At 64.1% G+C, this 19660-nt stretch carries 21 protein-coding genes; 17 read left to right on the top strand and 4 right to left on the bottom strand.

All coding sequences use genetic code 11. The annotated features are described in order from the left end of the window. Nucleotides 1-64 precede the first annotated feature (64 nt). From NKI37_RS05885 to NKI37_RS05860, 6 genes are all read left to right on the top strand, one after another. Nucleotides 65-898: a hypothetical protein gene (locus NKI37_RS05885; protein ID WP_352518950.1), complete on the top strand. Its 834-nt coding sequence runs from the start codon at nucleotides 65-67 to the stop codon at nucleotides 896-898. A 13-nt stretch (nucleotides 899-911) separates the two neighbouring features. Then, nucleotides 912-1880 (top strand): DMT family transporter, encoded by a 969-nt coding sequence (locus NKI37_RS05880; RefSeq protein WP_352518951.1) that lies wholly within the window; start codon nucleotides 912-914, stop codon nucleotides 1878-1880. Beyond that, nucleotides 1873-2106: a hypothetical protein gene (locus tag NKI37_RS05875; RefSeq protein WP_023684750.1), complete on the top strand. Its 234-nt coding sequence runs from the start codon at nucleotides 1873-1875 to the stop codon at nucleotides 2104-2106. Before NKI37_RS05880 ends, NKI37_RS05875 begins: the two co-directional genes overlap by 8 nt. Before the next feature lie 167 nt (nucleotides 2107-2273). After that, nucleotides 2274-2720: a Ros/MucR family transcriptional regulator gene (locus NKI37_RS05870; RefSeq protein WP_023670270.1), complete on the top strand. Its 447-nt coding sequence runs from the start codon at nucleotides 2274-2276 to the stop codon at nucleotides 2718-2720. Between the two features lie 137 nt (nucleotides 2721-2857). Further along, nucleotides 2858-4735 (top strand): ABC-F family ATP-binding cassette domain-containing protein, encoded by a 1878-nt coding sequence (locus NKI37_RS05865; RefSeq protein ID WP_352790372.1) that lies wholly within the window; start codon nucleotides 2858-2860, stop codon nucleotides 4733-4735. A 273-nt stretch (nucleotides 4736-5008) separates the two neighbouring features. Next, on the top strand, nucleotides 5009-7111 hold the full coding sequence (locus NKI37_RS05860) for a molybdopterin-containing oxidoreductase family protein (protein ID WP_352790582.1): 2103 nt from the start codon (nucleotides 5009-5011) through the stop codon (nucleotides 7109-7111). A gap of 58 nt (nucleotides 7112-7169) precedes the next feature. Here NKI37_RS05860 and NKI37_RS05855 read toward each other — a convergent pair whose 3' ends face one another. Continuing rightward, nucleotides 7170-7646, bottom strand: coding sequence for an Lrp/AsnC family transcriptional regulator (locus NKI37_RS05855; protein WP_023684753.1), 477 nt, complete (start codon nucleotides 7644-7646; stop codon nucleotides 7170-7172). A gap of 103 nt (nucleotides 7647-7749) precedes the next feature. Between NKI37_RS05855 and NKI37_RS05850 the strand changes: the two genes are divergently transcribed. From NKI37_RS05850 to NKI37_RS05825, 6 genes are all read left to right on the top strand, one after another. Further along, nucleotides 7750-8952 (top strand): diaminopropionate ammonia-lyase, encoded by a 1203-nt coding sequence (locus NKI37_RS05850; RefSeq protein WP_023701889.1) that lies wholly within the window; start codon nucleotides 7750-7752, stop codon nucleotides 8950-8952. Between the two features lie 2 nt (nucleotides 8953-8954). Further along, nucleotides 8955-10181: a Zn-dependent hydrolase gene (locus NKI37_RS05845; protein WP_031199450.1), complete on the top strand. Its 1227-nt coding sequence runs from the start codon at nucleotides 8955-8957 to the stop codon at nucleotides 10179-10181. 12 nt (nucleotides 10182-10193) lie between these two features. Continuing rightward, entirely contained in the window at nucleotides 10194-11366 is a 1173-nt protein-coding gene (locus NKI37_RS05840; RefSeq protein ID WP_352510928.1) for an amidohydrolase, read from the top strand. Between the two features lie 96 nt (nucleotides 11367-11462). Next, entirely contained in the window at nucleotides 11463-12266 is an 804-nt protein-coding gene (gene speB / locus NKI37_RS05835) for an agmatinase (protein WP_023693928.1), read from the top strand. A gap of 63 nt (nucleotides 12267-12329) precedes the next feature. Next, a complete protein-coding gene (gene dapB / locus NKI37_RS05830) occupies nucleotides 12330-13103 on the top strand; it encodes a 4-hydroxy-tetrahydrodipicolinate reductase (RefSeq protein ID WP_023695553.1) in 774 nt (257 codons plus the stop codon). Between the two features lie 237 nt (nucleotides 13104-13340). Beyond that, the gene (locus tag NKI37_RS05825) at nucleotides 13341-13574 is read left to right on the top strand and encodes a DUF680 domain-containing protein (protein ID WP_023689062.1); all 234 of its coding nucleotides are present in this window, start codon (nucleotides 13341-13343) and stop codon (nucleotides 13572-13574) included. Nucleotides 13575-13767: 193 nt separating this feature from the next. On the opposite strand, the gene NKI37_RS05820 is transcribed toward NKI37_RS05825, so the two are convergent. From NKI37_RS05820 to purM, 3 genes are read right to left on the bottom strand one after another with little or no spacing between them, the layout of a single operon-like run. Beyond that, nucleotides 13768-14292 (bottom strand): SixA phosphatase family protein, encoded by a 525-nt coding sequence (locus tag NKI37_RS05820; RefSeq protein ID WP_023705321.1) that lies wholly within the window; start codon nucleotides 14290-14292, stop codon nucleotides 13768-13770. A 6-nt stretch (nucleotides 14293-14298) separates the two neighbouring features. Further along, complete coding sequence (gene purN, locus NKI37_RS05815) at nucleotides 14299-15006, bottom strand: phosphoribosylglycinamide formyltransferase (protein ID WP_023689060.1); 708 nt, start codon at nucleotides 15004-15006, stop codon at nucleotides 14299-14301. Further along, nucleotides 15003-16082: a phosphoribosylformylglycinamidine cyclo-ligase gene (purM, locus tag NKI37_RS05810; RefSeq protein ID WP_023689059.1), complete on the bottom strand. Its 1080-nt coding sequence runs from the start codon at nucleotides 16080-16082 to the stop codon at nucleotides 15003-15005. The genes purN and purM overlap by 4 nt, the downstream gene beginning before the upstream one ends. Nucleotides 16083-16269: 187 nt before the next feature. On the opposite strand from purM, the gene NKI37_RS05805 reads away from it, so the two are divergent. From NKI37_RS05805 to NKI37_RS05785, 5 genes are all read left to right on the top strand, one after another. Beyond that, entirely contained in the window at nucleotides 16270-16827 is a 558-nt protein-coding gene (locus NKI37_RS05805) for a CDP-alcohol phosphatidyltransferase family protein (RefSeq protein WP_352790586.1), read from the top strand. Next, nucleotides 16799-17992 (top strand): AI-2E family transporter, encoded by a 1194-nt coding sequence (locus NKI37_RS05800; RefSeq protein WP_023705318.1) that lies wholly within the window; start codon nucleotides 16799-16801, stop codon nucleotides 17990-17992. The genes NKI37_RS05805 and NKI37_RS05800 overlap by 29 nt, the downstream gene beginning before the upstream one ends. A 2-nt stretch (nucleotides 17993-17994) precedes the next feature. Continuing rightward, nucleotides 17995-18699, top strand: a complete 705-nt coding sequence (gene hdaA, locus NKI37_RS05795; RefSeq protein ID WP_352741242.1) for a DnaA regulatory inactivator HdaA — start codon at nucleotides 17995-17997, stop codon at nucleotides 18697-18699. A 320-nt stretch (nucleotides 18700-19019) separates the two neighbouring features. Next, nucleotides 19020-19277: a type II toxin-antitoxin system Phd/YefM family antitoxin gene (locus tag NKI37_RS05790; protein ID WP_352790579.1), complete on the top strand. Its 258-nt coding sequence runs from the start codon at nucleotides 19020-19022 to the stop codon at nucleotides 19275-19277. Next, on the top strand, nucleotides 19274-19657 hold the full coding sequence (locus NKI37_RS05785; protein ID WP_023819147.1) for a type II toxin-antitoxin system VapC family toxin: 384 nt from the start codon (nucleotides 19274-19276) through the stop codon (nucleotides 19655-19657). The genes NKI37_RS05790 and NKI37_RS05785 overlap by 4 nt, the downstream gene beginning before the upstream one ends. Nucleotides 19658-19660 lie beyond the last annotated feature (3 nt).

The following is a 19660-nucleotide window of genomic DNA, read 5'->3' as shown; positions in this document are numbered from 1 at the left end:
TTTACAGGGGTGGGGAAATTAATCGACAGTTTACCAAGTGATGCCCCCATCCTGGAGAAGTAGAATGAACGCCCATACCATACCTGAACTGCGCTACGCGATGAGCCGAGAAGCCATTATCGGCCATGAGACGGCCTGGAAAGTGTCGGGTTTCGGCGTTGCGCAGTATCTGCATGGCTACGACCCGGCGCTGCTGGCGGCGATCGAAGAGGCGGCGTTGAAGCTCAAGGCCAGCCACGCCGTGCACAAGCACCTCGACCTTACCTTCATCACCGGCGCCGACCGTTTTATCCCGGAGATCAAGGAGTTGCTGCATGACAAGCTGCGCCTGGAACGTCTGTCCGACATGATGGGCACCAAGCTCGAGCCCTATCCGCTGTCGATCGTCGGCTCGACCGTCACTTTCATGAATCCCAAGGACGGCGCCGTCGATTGGCATTGCGACGGTGTCCCGGTCACCGAACTCATTCCGCTGTCGATCAGCAATCCGCTGGTCGGCGGCCATCTCGAAATCTACTGCGACGATTCCGAGACCGGCCGCGCCATCCTTGAATCCGGCCGCGAGATTCCGCGCAACCAGGTCATGCGCATCGACCACAAGAAGAACTACGCCACGCTCGGCCAGTTTCTCGGTGTGCTGCACCGCACCGCGCCGATACAGCTCGGCTCGCGCGTCACGCTGGTCCTCAACCAGCGCTCTGTGGCCAAGCCCTACGTCGACGACAATCGCATGTTCTATCTCGCAGCCGACAATGATCACGATCGCGAATGGGTCAACGAACTGGCCGAAGACGTCTGGACGAACCAGCTGCCGGCCTATCGCCGCTTCGAGGAAGAGCGTCCGGTTGCGGCGGCGACCGATGCGCCGGTCCCGGGCGGATCAAGGGAATCATGGTAGCCAGGGCATAGAAGTGGACGCCGGTTTGACCGTCGGTAACATCATGGTCGGCGATAAGGACAAGGCACCGTCGCGCCGATTCCGGGATGGATCCGGCTCGCCATCGGCCCTGGTCTTCGCCGCCGGCGCGGTCGCCCTGTGGTCGACCAACGCGCTGGTCGGCAAATCCCTGCTGGCCAGCCATCCAGTATCGCTCGTGCAGTTGCTGCAATTTTGTGGAGCGGCTCTGGTGTTCGCCGTCATCCATCTGGCGAGCCGGAAGGGGGACACGCAAGACGCAGCCTTTTCCAAGGGTGCTGACGGCACCCTGGCGCCGGTCGCGGTCGGCTTTATTGGCCTGGTCGGCACCATGGTGCTGCAATACATCGCCTTTGCCTCCATGCCGGTGATCGAGGCCAATCTCGTCGCCTACACCTGGCCGCTGATGGTCGCGGCGGCGGTCATCGTGCTGGGCAAGCGGCAACGCCCCGTGCTGCTGGGGTTGACTGCCGTGCTCGGCTTTGTCGGCGTGGCGCTGGTGATCTCGGGTGGTCGCGGCCAGCCTTTTCTCCAAGGCAGCATCGTCGGCTATCTCGCTGCCTTCGGCTCGGCGCTGTGCATGGCCTTCTATTCGATTGCGGTCGCCCGCCTGGCCACACCGTCGGAGCGTTTGCTTTTGCCTTCGGCGTTGGTCGGCGTCGGCCTGACCTTGCTGTGGTGTATTCACGACGGCGCTGCCTGGCCATCCAGTGAGCACCTCCTGCTTGGCCTCTATCTCGGTGCCGGCCCGATGGGGCTGGGATATTATTTCTGGTCGCGCGCCTTGAAGCTTGAAGGCGGCGGCAAGGTTGCGGTCATCGCCTATCTGACCCCGATCGCATCGACGCTGCTGCTGACGCTGTCGGGCGAAAGGCTGACGCTGACCGCGATAGCCGGTGCGGTCCTCGTCATCGGCAGCTGTATTGCGGTGGGCATAGAACGCTCGGAGGCTGAACATGCTTGACGACGATGAACGCCTCGCCAGACAGGAAGCATTCTGGCTGCTCAAGGAGTTCGGCGCCGAGGCGCCGCTCTACGCCGCCATGAAGGCCGAAAAGGCGATAGAGCAAAAAGATTTCGGCCGGTGCGCCCGCTGGAAGCGCATTCTGGACATACTGGCCGACTCTAAACCTGCGGCGTCCGTGCAGTTGAAATCTGCTGGCGCGAAGTCGGCCGTTTCCAAGTATTAGATTTTCTAATTTGCAACGTTGCAACCTGTTGTGGAAACATCCTCCTGTTCCGATTCTTGATCGTTTATTGAGACTTTAGCGACCCGTTGGGGGGTGCAGCTAGGTCGATACATCAAGAGAAGTCTTAAAAAAAGCCGGCAACTTCATGACCGGCGGGAGAAACAGAATTGCACACCATCGACAGCAAGACCGCTATTGAACTGACTGCTGACATCGTCTCGGCCTATGTCGGCAACAATCCTCTCCCTGCGTCTGGCCTGCCGGATCTGATCGCCAGCGTCAGCGCATCGGTGCGCAAGCTGGGCAGCATTGCCGCCGTGGAAAGCCCCGCGCTGAACCCCGCTGTCAATCCGAAGCGGTCGGTGTTTCCCGATCACATCGTCTGTCTTGAGGACGGCAAGAAATTCAAGTCGCTGAAGCGCCACCTGATGACCGACCATGGTCTGAGCCCGGAGGAATATCGTGGCAAATGGGGCTTGCCGTCGGACTATCCGATGGTGGCGCCGAACTACTCCGCGACCCGTTCGGCACTGGCCAAGTCCTCGGGCCTCGGCCGCAAGCCGGCCGTTCCGGCCGCCGCGGCCAAGGTGACGAAGCGCAAACCCAAAGCCTGAACCAGGCAGCCTCTTAAAGTCAGTCTGCAGTTAGCAGTGATGGACGGCGCGCTTTGGGCGCGCCGTCTTCATGCCTTATGCCCCCGCCGGCGCCCAGGCACTTGCGAAGCGCCGCCCTCCCGTGCAAAAGCCCCGGCATGCTTATCATCAACGATCTTTCGCTCCGCATGGCCGGACGCTTGCTTCTCGATCATGCCTCGCTGACCTTGCCGGCCGGCACCAAGGCCGGCCTCGTCGGCCGCAACGGCACCGGCAAGACGACGCTGTTCAAGGCCGTCACCGGCGACTTTCCCTCCGAGACCGGCTCGATCAGCCTGCCCAAGAACACCCGCATCGGCCAGGTGGCGCAGGAAGCGCCCGGCACCGAGGAGCCGCTGATCGAAATCGTGCTCAAGGCCGACCTCGAGCGCACCGCATTGCTCGAGGAGGAAAAGACCGCCACCGACGCGCACCGCATTGCCGACATCCATATGCGGCTGGCGGATATCGATGCGCATTCGGCGGAATCTCGCGCGGCCACCATCCTCGCTGGCCTTGGCTTCGACGACGCCGCGCAGCGCCGCCCGGCCTCGTCCTTCTCCGGCGGCTGGCGCATGCGTGTGGCGCTCGCCGCGGTGCTGTTTGCCGAGCCCGACCTTCTGCTGCTCGACGAACCGACCAACTATCTCGATCTCGAAGGCACGCTTTGGCTGGAAAACTACGTGTCGAAATATCCGCACACGGTGCTTCTGATCTCGCACGATCGCGACCTGCTCAACCGCGCCGTCAATTCCATCGTTCATCTCGACCAGAAGAAGCTGACCTTCTGGCGCGGCGGCTACGACCAGTTCGAGCGCCAGTACACCGAGCAGAAGGAGTTGCAGGAGAAGGGCCGTGTCAAGCAGGAAGCCGCGCGCAAACACATGGAGTCCTTCGTCGAACGCTTCCGCGCCAAGGCTTCGAAGGCGAGACAGGCGCAGTCGCGCATCAAGGCGCTGGAGAAGATGAAGCCGATCGCGGCGATCGTGAACGACACGGTGCGGCCGTTCTCTTTCCCCGAACCGGTGAAAACGGTGGCGTCGCCGATCATTGCCTTGAACAACGTCAATGTCGGCTACACCGAGGGCCAGCCGATCCTGAAGAAGATGACGCTGCGCATCGATGCCGACGACCGCATCGCGCTGCTCGGCGCCAACGGCAACGGCAAGTCGACCTTCGCCAAGCTCCTGTCCGGCCGGCTGAAGCAGGAAACCGGCACCATGACGGTGGCGCCGGGCCTGAAGGTGGCGATCTTTGCACAGCATCAGCTCGACGATCTCAGGCCTGATGAAAACGCCTACGAGCATGTCCGCCGGCTGATGCCGGAGGCGCCGGAATCCAAGGTACGTGGCCGCGTCGCCCAGTTCGGTCTCACCACCGAGAAGATGAACACCGCCGCTAAGGACCTGTCCGGCGGCGAGAAGGCGCGCCTGCTGATGGGCCTGTCGGCCTTTGAGGGGCCAAACTTGTTCATCCTCGACGAACCGACCAACCATTTGGACATCGACAGCCGCGAGTCCTTGATCCATGCGCTGAACGAGTTTCCCGGCGCCGTCATCCTGATCTCGCATGACCGCCATCTGCTGGAAGCGACCGCCGACCGGCTGTGGCTGGTCAAGGATGGTGCGGTCAACCCGTATGACGGCGACCTTGAGGACTACAAGACGCTGGTCACCGGCGTGTCCGGCGATCGCCGCGGCAAGCGCGAGGCCGAGAAGGCATCCAAGGCCGATCGCCGCCGCGATGCCGCGGCGCGCCGCGCCGCCTTCGAGCCGCTGGCCAAGGAAATCCGCGCCACCGAAGCGCTGATGGACCGCATCCGCAAGCGCATCGACCTGATCGAGGACGAACTCGCCAATCCGGCCGTCTACGAAAAGGATCCGTCGACGGCGACCCGGCTCGCCAAGGAGCGCTCGCAACTGGCCCAGCAGCTTGCCGGTCACGAGGAGAAGTGGCTGACCATGTCGGCCGAGTATGAGGAAGGCACGGTGGAGTGATTACCCTCCCCCGTTGTGGGGAGGGTCGATCCGCGAAGCGGAGCGGGGTGGGGGTTCGCGCCGCGGGGGGGGCCGCGCGCGGGCGGCGGCCGCCGCCGCCCGCCGCCGCCGCGAGGAGAGGGGGGGGGGGGGGGCGCCGCGCCCAGGCGCCGGCGGGGCCGCCCACCCCCCCGCGCCGCACCCCACCCCGTCGCTGCGCGCCGACCCTCCCCATCAAGGGGAGGGTAAGATCTGGCCCTACACGTCGCCCGCAAAACCCGCTAAATACGCGGTATGAACCAGCAGCTTCGCATCGGCCACTCCGCCTGTCCGCATGATTGCCCTTCGACCTGCGCGCTCGAGGTCGAGCTGCTCGATGGCAACCGCATCGGCCGTGTCCATGGCGCCAAGTCCAATACGTATACGGCTGGCGTCGTCTGCGCCAAGGTCGCGCGCTATGCCGACCGTGTCCACCATCCCGACCGGCTGCTGAAGCCGCTGGTGCGTGCCGGCGCCAAGGGTGACGGCGTCTGGAAGGTATCCAGCTGGGAAGTGGCACTCGACCTCGTCGCCGAGAAATTCATCGCGGCCGAGGAAAAATACGGCTCCGAGACCGTCTGGCCTTATTTCTATGCCGGCACGATGGGGCTGGTGCAGCGCGACGGCATCGACCGGCTGCGCCATGCGAAAAAATACTCCGGCTTCTTCGGCTCGATCTGCACCAATCTGGCCTGGACCGGCTGGATGATGGGAGCGGGCGCCTTGCGTGGTCCCGATCCGCGCGAGATGGCGAAGTCCGACTGCGTGGTGATCTGGGGCACCAATGCCGTGGTCACGCAGGTCAATGTCATGACCCACGCCATCAAGTCGCGGAAGGAGCGTGGCGCCAGGATCGTCGTCATCGATGTCTACGAGAACGCGACGATGAAGCAGGCCGATATAGGCCTTGTGCTGAAGCCCGGCACCGATGGCGCGCTGGCCTGCGCGGTCATGCATGTGCTGTTCAGGGAAGGCATGGCCGACCGCGCCTATCTCGAAAGATACACCGACGATCCGAAGGGGCTGGAAGCGCATCTGGAGACGCGCACGCCGGAATGGGCTTCCGCCATCACCGGTCTTGCCGTCACCGAGATCGAGGCTTTCGCACGCCTCGTCGGCACGACGAGGAAAACCTATTTCCGCCTCGGCTATGGCTTTGCCCGCCAGCGCAACGGCGCGGTCAACATGCACGCGGCATCCTGCATCGCCGCCGTCACCGGCGCCTGGCAATATGAGGGTGGCGGTGCCTTCCATTCCAATTCCGGCATCTTCAAGCTCAACCAGGATGTGCTGGAAGGCGCCGCGATGCGCGATCCCGATATTCGCCATCTCGACCAGTCGCGCATCGGCCCGGTGCTGACCGGTGCAGCGGACGCGCTCTATGGCGCCCCGCCGGTGACGGCGATGCTGATCCAGAACACCAACCCGGTGAATGTCGCGCCCGAGCAGCGGCTGGTGAAGCAGGGTTTCCTGCGTGACGACTTGTTCACCTGCGTGCACGAACAGTTCATGACCGACACGGCAAAGCTCGCCGATGTCGTTTTGCCGGCAACGATGTTTCTCGAGCATGACGACGTCTACAAGGGCGGTGGCAACCAGCACATCACGCTCGGTCCCAAGCTGATCGAACCGCCGGAAGGGCCGCGCACCAACCATTTCGTCATCGAGCAATTGGCGCAGCGTCTCGGCGTCTCCGACCGGCCGGGCTTTGGCCTGACCGAGCAGCAGCATATCGACATCATCCTGGGCAAGCGCGGGCTGGGCTCCTTCGCCAGCCTCAAGGAAGACAAATGGGTCGACCTGCAGCCGGATTTCGAGGCGGCGCATTTCATCGATGGTTTCGGCCATGCCGACAAGAAATTCCATTTCCGCGCCAATTGGAGCGGGCAGGCGGCGCCCAACCGGCCGCCGAAAAGCATGGGCCTGTTCGGGCCGGTGGCGGAACTCCCCGAATTCCCCGACCATGTCGACCTGATCGAGGTCGCGGATGCCGAGCATCCGTTCCGGCTGACGACATCACCGGCGCGCAACTTCCTCAATTCGACCTTCTCGGAAACGCCGGTGTCGAGAGCCAAGGAAGGCCGGCCGGAACTCCTGGTGCATCCGGACGACGCTGCCGCGCTTGGCTTGGGCGACGGCGACCGTATCGAGGTCGGCAACCGGCGCGGCGAGGTGGTGCTGCACGCAAAGCTGTTCGAAGGCCTCAAGCGCGGCGTGGTGATCGCCGAGGGCATCTGGCCAAACAGCGCCCATGAGCGTGGCGAAGGCATCAATGTGCTCACCGGCGCCGACGCACCAGCGCCCTATGGCGGTGCGGCCTTCCACGACAACAAGGTCTGGCTGCGGCCGGCGGGCTAAAGCAATTCCAGGAAAAGTGTGAGCGGTTTTCCGTCCGGAATTGCGTAAAAGAGACTGGCTATCCCGGCAGAGGCACCGTCAGCCCCACCTTGACACGGTCCATGGCAACGAAGGTGCGGAATTTTCGGACATTCTTGCTGTCGAAGAACAGTCTGCGCGTCAGGGCCTCATAGGCCCCCATGTCGGCCGCGGTGATGACTAGGATGAAGTCGGCCTCGCCGGTGACGTAGTAGCATTGCTGCACTTCGGGCTCTGCCGAGAATTGCCGCTTGGCCGCGTCGATCAGGTCCGAGCGTTCGCTCTCCAGTTCGACCTCGACGAAAATGGTGATGGGATGGCCGACCGCCGCCGGGTCGACCACGGCGACATTGCCCGCAATGACGCCGGACTGTTCCATGCGCTTGATGCGCCGCTGCACCGCCGGCGCCGACAGGTTGACGGCTTCGCCGATCAGCCGCTGCGGCATCGTGTTGTCCCGCTGCAGGATGGCAAGGATGGCGAGGTCGAAACTGTCGAGTGAAGGCGATCGAGGCAAAGCGCTATCCTGGCGAAACAAATTTGCATTTCGAAGCGCCAATAACAGCGCTATTTGCGCCTCGGCTGCAATATGATTTCGTCACACCCAAAGGAGGCCACCCGTGTTCCTGCTCAACAGCAATGCCTTGCACCGTCGGCCGCTCGATCCGGTCGATGCCGAAACGCTGGGGAATGCCGGTGCCGATACGGTCGAGCGCTTTCTTGCCCATCGCGACAATCACCTGGCAACTCCGTTGCATGCATTGCCGACGCTGGCCGGCGAACTCGGCCTCGGCTCCGTCCACATCAAGGATGAAGGCTTTCGCCTCGGTCTCGGCAGTTTCAAGGCGCTCGGCGGCGCCTATGCCGTTTTTCGACTGGTGCTGGAGGAGGCGAGCCGATCGCTTCATCGGCCCGTTGACGTGGCCGATCTCAACCGGTTCGACGTCCGGGCGGTCGCTGCCGGCATGACGGTTGCCTGCGCCACCGACGGCAATCATGGCCGCTCGGTCGCGCAAGGTGCACAGTTGGTAGGCGCGAAAGCGGCAATCTTCGTTCACGCCGGCGTCAGCGAGGCGCGCATTGCAGCAATAGCCCGCTATGGCGCCGAGATGATCCGCGTCGACGGCAATTATGACGACTCGGTCAGGCAGGCCGCCGAGGTTTCAGCGGAGCAAGGCTGGACCGTGGTGTCCGACACCTCCTGGCCGGGCTACGAGCGCATCCCCGGTCTGGTCATGCAGGGCTATACGGCGATCGTGCGCGAAGCGTTGGGCCAGTTGCCGCAGCCGCCGACCCATGTCTTCGTGCAGGCCGGTGTCGGCGGCATTGCCGCCGCCCTGGCCGGCCATCTCGCCATCGTGCTCGGTGACGCCAGGCCGACCTTCATCGTCGTCGAGCCGGCCCGCGCCGCCTGCGTTGTCGCAGCCGCCCGGGCGGGCCACGTGGTCAAGGTCGCACACGACCAGCCGACGGTGATGGCGATGCTCGAATGCTACGAGGCCTCGCAAGTTGCCTGGCGCGTTCTGGCGCGGGTTGCCGATGCCTTCATGACGGTGGATGAGGAGGAGGCGGTCGCGGTGATGCGGCGGCTGGCACGGCCGGCTGGCAATGATCCAGTGATCGTCGCCGGCGAAAGCGGCGGCGTCGGTCTGGCCGGGCTGATCCGGGCGGTGGCCGACCACAAGGCCGCTCTCGGGTTCGACGACAAATCCCGCGTGCTTGTAATCAACACCGAAGGCGCCACAGACCCGCACCGCTATACCGAGCTGGTCGGGCAGAGCCCCGCCGATGTGCTGGCCGGCAAGCTGAAGGCCGAGGCATAGCCATGATCGGGATCGATGCACAGCGTCTGCTTGGCCGCATCCGGGAACTCGCCGCCGTTGGCCGCGACAGTGAGGATAGGCTGATCCGGCTCGCCGCCTCCGACACAGACAAACAGGGCCGTGACCTCTTTGTCGGCTGGCTCAGGCAGGCCAGGCTGGAAGTCGCCATCGACCGGGTCGGTAATATCTTCGGCATCTGGCAAAGCCCCGACAATGCCGGGCAGGCGCCGCTGCTCATCGGTTCGCATATCGACACCGTTATCGATGCCGGCATCTATGATGGCTGCTACGGCGTGCTGGCCGGGCTGGAGGTGATCGAGACGCTGCAGGCTTCGGGCTTTTCGCCGTCGCGCCCGGTCGCGGTCGCCTCTTTCACCAATGAGGAAGGTGTGCGCTACACGCCTGACATGATGGGCTCGCTATGCCATGCCGGTGGCGTCAGTGCCGAGGCCGTGCTGGCCGCCATCGGCACGGATGGCAGCGTGCTCGGCCAGGAGCTCGCCCGCATCGGCTATGCCGGCGACCGCGAACCCGGCTTCCTCAAGCCGCATGCCTATCTCGAACTTCATATCGAGCAGGGGCCGGTGCTGGAGCGTGAAGGCGTGCCGATCGGCGCGGTCGAGAATTTGCAAGGCATTTCCTGGCAGCGCATCACCATCGACGGCGCCGCCAACCATGCCGGCACCACGCCGATGTCGATGCGCAGCGACGCCGGCCACGCCGCCGCCCGCATCATCACCTTCCTGCACGATCGGGCCAGGGCTTCAAATGGGCCAACCGTGGCCACGGTCGGCACGATGCGCTTCGAACCCAACGCCATCAACGTCATTCCCGCGCGCGCCGTCTTCACCATCGACCTGCGCGATCCCGACGAACAGCGCTTGCAGGCGCATGAGGCGGCCCTTGCTGCCTATCTCGAGGAGCTTGAGGTTTTGGAGAACGTATCGATCTCGGTCGAGCGGCTCGCCCGCTTCGAACCGGTGCTATTCGACATCGGCATCGTCGAACGGATCGAGGCGGCCGCGAAGAACCGCGGTCTCGGCGTCAGGCGCATGACATCGGGCGCCGGCCATGACGCGCAGATGATGGCCCGCCTCGCGCCGGCGGCAATGATCTTCGTCCCGAGCGCCGGTGGCATCAGCCACAATCCGCGCGAACACACTGAAGATGCCGAGCTTGTCGCCGGCACCAACATCCTGCTTGATGTCGCCAGTGAGCTTGCAAGATAGGTCGGGGAGAAAATGGCTGAGCTCGATCGTGATGTGCTGAAGCAGGAAATGACCGGCTGGCGGCGCGATTTGCACGCGCACCCCGAGTTCGGCTTTGAGGAAAAGCGCACCGCTGGCTTTGTCGCCGCGAAGCTGCGCGAATTCGGGCTGGACGATGTTGCAGAGGGGGTCGGCGGCACCGGCATCGTCGGCACATTGAAGCGCGGCAGCGGCAACCGGGCGATTGCGCTCAGGGCCGACATGGATGCGCTGCGCATCACCGAGCAGTCCGCGACCGCCCATCGCTCGCAGAACCCCGGCATCATGCATGCCTGCGGCCATGACGGCCACACCACCATGCTGCTCGGCGCGGCAAAGCTGCTGGCCGCCGAGGGCGGTTTCGACGGCACCGTGCGCTTCATCTTCCAGCCCGCCGAGGAATGGGGCAGGGGCGCGCTGGCGATGCTGGACGACGGGCTGCTGCAGCGCTTTCCCTTCGACGAGATTTTTGGCCTGCACAACATGCCTGGCCTGCCCGTCGGGCATTTCGAGACCCGTGCCGGCCCGTTCATGTCGGCGGAGGACAATTTCGAGATCGTGCTCAAGGGCATCGGCGGCCATGCGGCGCGGCCACATTCCGGGAACGAGACCTTGGTCGCCGCCTGCGCGCTGGTCACCAATCTGCAGACCATCGTCTCGCGCCGGCTGAGTCCCGCCGACATTTCGGTGGTTTCGGTGACCGAGCTGATCACCGACGGCACCCGCAACGCATTGCCCGGCCTCGCCCGCATCCTCGGTGACGCCCGCAGTTTTCGTCCCGAGGTCAGCGCCGAGATCGAGCGCCAGATGCGGGTCATCGCGGCAGGCACCGCCGCTGCCTACAATGTCGCCGCCGACGTGACCTATAGCAGGGAATTCGTGCCGCTGCAGAACGATGCCGACCTGGTGGACGCGGCCTTTGTCGCCGCAAGGCGCGTGCTGGCCTATGGCGCCGCCAGCATCGCGGCGGAGCCGATGACCGCCTCGGAGGATTTCGCCCGCTTCCTCGATCACGTACCGGGCTGCTTCGTCTTTCTCGGCAATGGCGAGACCTCGCCGCCGCTGCACAATTCCAGCTACGACTTCAACGATGACGGGCTGTTGCATGGCACGGATTTCCATATCGCGATCGTCAGGCAAAGACTGGGCGGCGCGATCGGGAAATGACGCCTGATCGCCTTCGCAACTGGCCCAAGCGGCACTGCTATCGCCAGCCAGCTGCCGGGTTTAAGGAGATTGCCTGTTGCCGGAGATCGCACGCCGATGACCAGGGTTTCGCTTCTGGGAATACCGCATGACGAGAACTCGTCCTATCTCAAAGGCGCGGCCGCAGCGCCGGCCCTGATCCGGCGGGAACTCAAAAGCGACGCGCACAGCTCGTGGAGCGAAACCGGCTTCGATGTGGCGGACAGTTTCGTCGACCACGGCGACATCGACTTTTCAGGCGCCGGCGGTCCATGGGAGCGGATCGAGGCCGAGGTCGGCCGCGCGCTGGATGCCGGCCACCCGTTGATCAGCCTCGGTGGCGATCATGCCATCGCCTGGCCGGTGCTGCGTGCCGTGCGCCGCCGCCATGCCAGGCTAACGATCGTCCAGATCGACGCCCATCCCGACATCTACGATGCCTATCAGGGCAACAGGCGGTCCCACACCTCGTCCTTCGCGCGCATCCTGGAGGAGGGGCTGGCCGACCGGCTGATCCAGATCGGCTCGCGCACCCTCAATGATGAGCTTCGTGACCAGCTCAAGCGCTTCGGCGTCGAAATGATCGAGGCGCGGCATTTCAGCGAGGATCTGCAGCTCGATCTCAAGACGCCGGTCTATCTCTCGGTCGATCTCGACGGCCTCGACCCGGCTTGTGCGCCCGGCGTGTCGCACCGCGAACCCGGTGGTCTTACAACCCGGCAAGTGATCAACCTGATCCAGCGGATCGACCAGCCCATCGTCGGCGCCGATGTCGTCGAATACAATGCAAGCCAGGACGTCTCCAATCTCACCGCGCTGGTTGCCGCCAAGCTGGTCAAGGAGATCGCCGGCATGATGCTCAAGACGCATGGCGCGGGCTGAATCAATCTGGCAGGGCGGCATGGTAGATCATTGTTGCGACTCGCATTTCCAGTGAAAGCCGCCATGCCGCATCCATTGAAAATAGCCATAGCCGGTGCGCTCGGCCGCATGGGCAGGGAGATGGCGCTGGCCGTCGAGACCGATCCCAGGCTGGCGCTCGTCGCCCGCTTTCACAGGCCGGGCAGCATCGGTGAGGGGCTGGTCGAGCGCGACGAAGCACTGGCGCTTGCGGATGTCGTCATCGATTTCACCACGCCTGCGGCCTCCGTCGATCTTGCACAAGCTTGCGCGGCCCGCGGCGGCCCGGCGCTGGTCATCGGCTCGACCGGCTTCGAGCCGGCCGATCTCGCCGCCATCGCTACTGCTTCGAAGTCCGTCGCCATCGTTCGCTCCGGCAGCTACTCGCTCGGGCTCAGCATGCTGACCGGGCTGGTCGAGCAGGCGGCGCGAGCACTTGGTCCCGACACCGACATCGAAATCCTGGAAGCGCATCACCGCATGAAGGTCGACGCACCGTCGGGCACGGCGCTGATGCTGGGCGAGGCGGCCGCTCGCGGACATGGCGTCAGGCTGGACGATGTGGCGAAACGCATCCGCGACGGCGTTACAGGTCCACGCCCTGCCGGCGAGATCGGCTTTGCCGTGCTGCGCGGCGGCAGCATCGTCGGCGAGCACAGCGTGAGCTTGCTGGCCGAGGGCGAGACGCTCACGCTTTCCCATTCGGCCGCCGACCGCTCGATGTTCGCGCGCGGCGCCATTGCGGCAGCACGCTGGGTCGCCGTCCGGCCGCCCCGCGAATACGACATGCGCGACGTACTGGGCTTCACGACCTTTTGAGATGCAAGCGTAACGCAACGAGGGGCGTTGCGAGGTCGGAGCCGTATAGAGAATAGAATATAGCAACAACTACGCCATTTCGCGCCTTCCTAGACCGAACCGAACGGTTCGGTTCGCACATTTTTGTGATTGGCAATGGCAGCAACGCACACCCATTTCGGGGTGGTCCGAGCGACGCGAATTCCTCCCAAGGCACGCCACTTGACGGACAGAACTGAAAAATCTGGATTACCTGAAATGACCAAGATCGCACTTACCGCTGCTGCCATCCTCCTTGCCACCGGCACCGCTTTCGCAGGCAGCGACCACTACGGCTCCGACAGCGTCAACCAGCCTGCTGTAACAGCGCCCGCCGGCAACATCGATCACAATTATACCGCCTCGATCCGCAAGCCGGCCAGCCTCGGCGATTTCACGATCAAGGGCGACTCGAACCAGCCGGAATCCGGCCAGGGCATCTGGGGTCGTTGATTTTCTGAGAAATCTACGACCACAAAGAGCGGTGGGCCCGGCCCACCGCTCTTGTTTTTATGCAATCGACTCGGGGCCGCAAAGATCTTGAATCAATCCGCCAGCAATTGGTCCTATCTCCTTGTTTGACCGTGGTCTTTTCAAAACACGGTTTGCGGCTGTCACCTGCGGCTAGCCCGTTAGGCAGCTTGGTCTAGCTTAGATCCTTCGGCTTGATGCAATGCGTCAACCGGGCCGCGCCGAAGCCGAGATCCGCCCAGTCGCCGTCGATGACAAAGCGGGCAAGGGCGCCGGTCGGGAATTTCTCTTCAAGTTTCCTGAGAGCAGCCACACCCGATCGCGGACCGGCGAGCCGGCGGGCAAAGTCCTCCAGGCCGGGATTATGGCCGAGCACCAGGAGACAGCTAGCCGATGCGACTGCCTGCTGCAGCTCGGCCAGAATGTCGCCAGCCGTGGCTTCGAAAAGCGCCTCGGCGAACTCCACCGTTACGCTCGCCGACAGTTCCGCCGAGACCAGCCGCCATGTCTCGCGCGTACGCAGCGCCGGCGACACCAGCGCCAGGTCAGGCAGCCAACTGCGCCGGGCCAGTTCGCGCCCCATCAGCGGCGCCGTCTTCAGCCCGCGCGGCCCGAGCGGCCGGTCGAAATCAGCAAGCGCCGGGTCGTCCCAGCTCGACTTGGCGTGGCGCAGCAGGAGCAATTGTCTCGGTGTCGCCATGTCGGCCTACGGCGTGATCCGCGCCAGATGTTCGAGATCGCGTTCTTCGCGCAGCGGGTCGGGCGCCATCACCACGGAAGTTCCGTTTTCGGCATCGTCGGCGAAATGCGCCAGCACGGTGCGGCCGCCTTCCATGTGCGCCTTGCCGTCGGCGACCAGCCCGAGTGCCAGCGCATAAAGCCGGTGCTCGGCCTTCAGCACTCTGGCGGCCAGCGTGTCTTCGTTGTCGCCGACCATCACCGGCACCGCTGCCTGCGCGATGATCGGGCCGTCATCCATCTCTGATGTGACGAAATGCACCGTGCAGCCATGAATGCGAATGCCGGCGCGCAGGGCGCGCGCATGCGTATCGAGCCCTTTGAAGGCCGGCAGCAGGGCAGGGTGGATGTTGAGCATGCGCCCTTGCCACTTCTCGACCAGGCCGCGGGAGAGAATGCGCAGATAGCCGGCCAGCGCCACGATCTCGGCATTGAACGCAATCAGCGCGGCGTCGATCGCCGCATCATGGGCTTCCTTGCTGGCATGGTCGGCGCGCACGATGACCTTGGTCGGGATACCGCGCGCGGCCGCGATGCCGAGGCCGGCGGCGTTGGCCCGGTCGGAAATGACGCCAACGATCTCGGCGGGATAGGCCGGGTCGCTCGCCGCCGCGATTAGCGCCGTCATGTTCGAGCCGCGTCCCGAGATCAAAACAACCGTGCGTTTCCTGCTCATAGGCCGATCGAGCCCCGATAGATAACGCCGGCGTCGCGGCGCGGCACGATGCGGCCGATCGGCGTCACCGTCTCGCCGGCCTCCTGCAGCACGGCTGCGACCTGTGCGGCCTGGCCGGAGGCGACGACGAGGATCATGCCGATACCGCAGTTGAAGGTGCGCATCATCTCCTCCGGCGCCACGCCGCCAGTCTTCGCCAGCCAGGAAAACACCTGCGGCACATCGATGGCATTGAGATCGAGCTCTGCGGAAAAGTCCTTTGGCAGGACGCGCGGGATGTTTTCGGGGAAACCGCCGCCGGTGATGTGGGCCAGCGCCTTGATGCCGTGCGTGCCACGGATCGCTTTGAGGACCGACTTCACATAGATGCGGGTCGGCTCGAGCAGCGCCTCTGCCAGCGTCGCCTCATCGTTGAACGGCGCCGGATCGCCCCAGGCAAGACCGCTGACGCCAACGATGCGGCGCACCAGCGAAAAGCCATTCGAATGCAGGCCCGAGGAAGCCAGGCCAAGCAGCACGTCGCCTTCGACGATATCGTCGGTCGGCAGCAACTGGCCGCGTTCGGCAGCACCGACGGCGAAACCGGCCAGGTCGTAATCCTTGTCGTGATACATGCCGGGCATTTCGGCCGTCTCGCCGCCGATCAGCGCGCAGCCGGCCTGTCGGCAGCCGATTGCTATGCCGCCGACGATTGCCGCCCCCTGGTCGGGGTCGAGCTTGCCGGTGGCGAAATAGTCGAGGAAGAACAGTGGCTCGGCGCCCTGCACGACGATGTCGTTGACGCACATGGCGACGAGGTCGATGCCGATCGTGTCGTGCTTGCCGGCATCGATGGCGATCTTCAGCTTGGTGCCGACGCCGTCATTGGCGGCAACCAGCACCGGATCCGTGAAACCCGCCGCCTTGAGGTCGAACAGGCCGCCAAAACCGCCGATCTCGCCATCGGCGCCCGGCCGGCGCGTCGCGCGCACCAGCGGCTTGATCTTCTCGACCATGAGGTTGCCGGCATCGATGTCGACGCCCGCCTCGGCATAGGTGAGCCCGTTCTTGCGCTTGGCCCGGTCGCCCTTGCTCATCGTCGGCGCATCCCTGTTTCCCTCGGCGGCTCTTCGCATGAATGGTTTCGGGGGGCAAGGATGACGACAGGATACCGGGCTTTTGCCCAAGATAAATACGTGGACAGTCGCCCCTTCACCGCTGGTCCTTGCACCCACAATCCAACTCCATCATCTATCTGCAGAATAAGCATGGCGGGACATGCCTTTGACCATTCCCAACCTCATCACCATCCTGCGCTTCGTGCTGGTTCCGGCCGTCGTACTGGCGATGCTGAACATGCGCTGGGACTGGGCCTTTGCCGGCTTCCTCGTTGCAGGCATTTCCGATGGCGTCGACGGCTTCATCGCCCGCCGCTTCAACCAGCATTCGAAACTCGGCGCCTATCTCGATCCGATGGCCGACAAGGTGCTTCTGGTCTCGGTGTTCGTGGTCATGGGCTTCATCGGGAAATTGCCGCTGTGGCTGGTGGTGACCATGGTGTCACGCGATGCGCTGATCATCTGCGCCGTGCTCTTGTCCACGGTCATGGCGCATCCGGTCGAGATGAAGCCGCTCTATGTGTCGAAGGCCAACACCGCCGCCCAGATCGTGCTGGCGGCCGTGGTGCTGGGCGAACTTGCCCTTGGCCTCCACCTCGACCCGCTCAGGCCTGCGCTCATATTGCTGTCCGGGGTCTTGACCGTGGCTTCGGCCGCGGCCTATCTCGTGGCTTGGCTGAGGCATATGAGCGGCTATGGCGAAGGCTCCACCCCGGGTAGTTGACAAGAATGCCGCGACCGCCGCGCTGGCAGAGGCGGCTGCGTCCCTGGCGTTTCGCCGCCAGATTTTCTTCTGGCTGGGCACGGCAATCTTCCTGGCGCTGTTCCTCTACATTTTTTCCAGCATCCTGTTGCCGTTCGTTGCCGGCATGGTGCTGGCCTATTTCCTCGACCCGGTCGCCGACCGGCTGCAACGCCTCGGCCTCTCCCGGCTGATGGCGACGGTGGTCATCCTGATCGCCTTCATCGTCCTTTTGGTGCTGGCCTTCGTCATCCTGGTTCCGGTTCTGGCCACGCAGATGGCCGATTTCGCCAGCAAGCTGCCGGAATATCTGACCCGGCTGCAGTCGCTGATCACCAGCTTCGATCCGAAATGGCTGGAGCAGAAATTCGGCGTCAATGCCAATGGCCTGCGCGACGGGCTGAATTCGCTGCTCACTTCCGGTTTCGGCCTGCTGAGCACCGTCTTCACCTCGATCTGGAGTTCCGGCGTTGCTCTGGTGTCGGTGGTCAGCCTGTTCGTGGTCACTCCGGTTGTCGCTTTCTACATGCTGCTCGACTGGGATCGCATGGTGGCGGTCGTCGACAGCTGGGTGCCGCGCGATTATGTCGGGACGGTCAGGGCGATCTCCAGGGACATCAACACCGCGACCGCCGGCTTCGTGCGCGGCCAGGGCACGCTGTGCCTGGTGCTCGGCGGCATGTATGCCACCGGCCTGACGCTGACCGGGCTGAATTTCGCCATCCTCATCGGCCTCTTCGCCGGGCTGATCTCGTTCATCCCTTATGTCGGCTCGCTGACCGGACTGGTCCTGGCCGTCGGCGTCGCCTTCGTCCAGTTCTGGCCGGACTGGACCATGATCGTTGCTGTCGCCGTGGTGTTCTTCATCGGCCAGTTCATCGAAGGCAACATCCTGCAGCCCAGATTGGTCGGAAAAAGCGTCGGCCTGCACCCGGTCTGGCTGATGTTTGCGCTGTTCGCTTTCGGCGCCCTGTTCGGCTTCGTCGGCCTTTTGATCGCCGTTCCTGCTTCGGCGGCGGTTGCCGTGCTGGTGCGGTTTGCCATTGCCCGCTATCTCGAATCGCCGCTCTACAAGGGACACTCCACCGAGCCCGTCCCGCCGCTGCCCGCCGCTCGCGGCGGCGGGCACCGGTCGCCGCGCGGCTGAACGTGACGGATCATAAGACCGAACCGCCGCGCCAACTGCCGCTCGACCTTGGCCACAGCACCGGCTACTCGCGCGACGAACTGGTGGTGTCGGCCACCAACCGCGAGGCGGCAGCCCTTGTCGATCGCTGGCCGGACTGGCCGTCGCCGGTGATCGTGCTCGCCGGCCCGGCCGGTTCCGGCAAGACACATCTGGGCTCGATCTGGCAGGCGCGGGCCAACGCTGTGGCGGTCGATGCCCAGCGCATCGGCAATGCCATCACCGGGCTTGGCGGCAGGCCCGCGCTGATCGACGATGTCGACAAGACAGCCATCGACGAGGCGGGCCTGTTCCATCTCATCAATGAAGTGCGCGGCGCCGGGGCCACCTTGCTGTTGACGGCGCGGCGCTTCCCCGCCGCCTGGAGGGTGACGTTGCCCGATCTTGCCTCGCGGCTGAAGGCGGCGGCAACCGTCGAGATCCATGAGCCGGACGATTTGCTTCTGGCCGGTGTCATCGCCAAACTCTTCGCCGACCGCCAGGTCGAGGTCGAGCCGCATGTCGTGCAATATCTGGTGCGCCGCATCGAGCGCTCGCTGGCCACCGCCATGCGCGTGGTCGAACGCCTCGACCGCACGGCGCTCGAGCGCAAGACGCCGATCACCAGGGCGCTCGCCGCCGAGATCGTCAGCGCCATGGATGAAGGGCAGGGCGAGTTCGAGGTTTAGGCAGTGGAAGGAGAAGACTCCGCTCCTGTCCCATTTCGAGAAGAAACCTCTGGCATCCATCTTGCAACACTGCGTTTGCCGGCTGACCCCGGTCCTGATCGCGTTCCTGATCGGGTTGTAGGCTCGCCGGGAGTGATGATTGGGGTTCTCGCCCGGCGAGCTTACCTTCAGATAGAATCGCCGCAAGGCCTACGATTGCGCGCCAGCTGTCATTCAGACTTCACCAAGCCGCAAGATCTCATCGTCCTGCATTGAAATGGACCATTAGATGGTCTACTTTTTGGATATGGACCAGAGCATGGTCCATAAAGGAGCGGTCAATGCAGGTATCCGTTACAGACGCCAAGGGGCAGCTCACCGAACTGGTGCGTCGTGCCGAGGCTGGGGATGAAATTATCCTGACCCGCCATGGTCATGCAGCCGTGCTCCTTGTTCCCGTGAAGGCTGCCCCTGACAGGAAAGGCCGCCGGGCATTGCTGGAGGCAATGCGAGCATCCGGCGCTGCCAAGGCAAAGGCCGGGTCGGATGCCGCGCGGAGCCAGGATTTCCTCTATGGCGCTGATGGCCTGCCCGAATGATCGTGGTCGATACCTCGGCCCTGATGGCGATCGTTCTTGCCGAACCTCAATCCAGTGCCTGCATTGCGGCGCTGGAAGCCGAAGACGATATTTTGATCTCGGCTGGCACAGTGGCCGAGGCGCTGATCGTGGCGGATAGGCGCAATGTCGGTGAGGAAATGGCCGGCCTGATCGACGGGCTCGGCTTCGAGGTCACGGCGGTGACACCAGCCTCTGGCCGACGCATAGCCGAGGCGTATGGGCGATGGGGCAAGGGTATTCATCCGGCCGGGCTCAATTTCGGCGATTGCTTTGCCTATGAAGTGGCAAAGGATCGAGCCTGCCGCTTACTCTATGTTGGCGACGATTTTTCGAAGACCGATATCGAGAGCGCTCTATAGAGC

It is taken from the genome of Mesorhizobium sp. M0626, from assembly GCF_040320665.1.
Classification (GTDB): domain Bacteria; phylum Pseudomonadota; class Alphaproteobacteria; order Rhizobiales; family Rhizobiaceae; genus Mesorhizobium.
Note: the sequence above shows the minus strand (reverse complement) of the source record. Positions and strands in the feature narration are given on the sequence as shown.